Below are 535 nucleotides of genomic sequence, written 5' to 3'. Positions count from 1 at the left end.
TCCCGGAGACCGGTCCGGATCTTGCGCTCGACCTGGTCGAGTCGCGGGTCGACTCGAAGGGCGTGTCGATCCAGGTCTACCGGCCGGCCGGGCGCCCGCGGTATGCAACGGCCTGAAGTCCCTGACCACCGAACCACGCTGTCTTGACACCAGAGGAGATGATCTTCAGATGCAGTACCTGGTTTCCGTGATCGATGACAAGAGCAATCCCGGCAGCACGGACAGGCAGCCTGCCATCAGCGCGTTCAACGAACGACTGATCGCCGAGGGCTACTGGGTTTTCGCGGGCGGACTCGCAGACACCACCGCGGCCACGGTCATCGACAACCGGGGCGAGCAGGCGGTGTTCAGCGACGGGCCTTTCGTGGAGTCGAAGGAGTACCTCGCCGGCGTCTGGGTGTGGGAGGCCCCCGATCTGGATGTGGCGCTCAAGCTCGCCACCGAGGCGTCGAAGGTCTGCGATCGGAAGGTCGAGGTGCGGCCCTTCCTGTGAACAGGGTCGACGTCCGCGAGGCGGTCACCCGGGCCCACCACG

Annotated in this window: 1 protein-coding gene; it reads left to right on the top strand. The window is 66.0% G+C overall.

What is annotated here, in order from left to right:
- The first annotated feature begins 169 nt into the window (after positions 1-169).
- Positions 170-493, top strand: coding sequence for a YciI family protein (locus DKT69_RS00015; RefSeq protein WP_109799574.1), 324 nt, complete (start codon positions 170-172; stop codon positions 491-493).
- Positions 494-535 lie beyond the last annotated feature (42 nt).

The organism is Micromonospora sicca (assembly GCF_003172935.1).
GTDB lineage: Bacteria > Actinomycetota > Actinomycetes > Mycobacteriales > Micromonosporaceae > Micromonospora > Micromonospora sicca.
This window is presented reverse-complemented; position numbering and strand designations above follow the sequence as displayed.

Bases quoted from the DNA above. Each gene is read 5' to 3' on its own strand.
- DKT69_RS00015 (WP_109799574.1), top strand. From the start codon at position 170: ATGCAGTACCTGGTTTCCGTGATCGATGACAAGAGCAATCCCGGCAGC.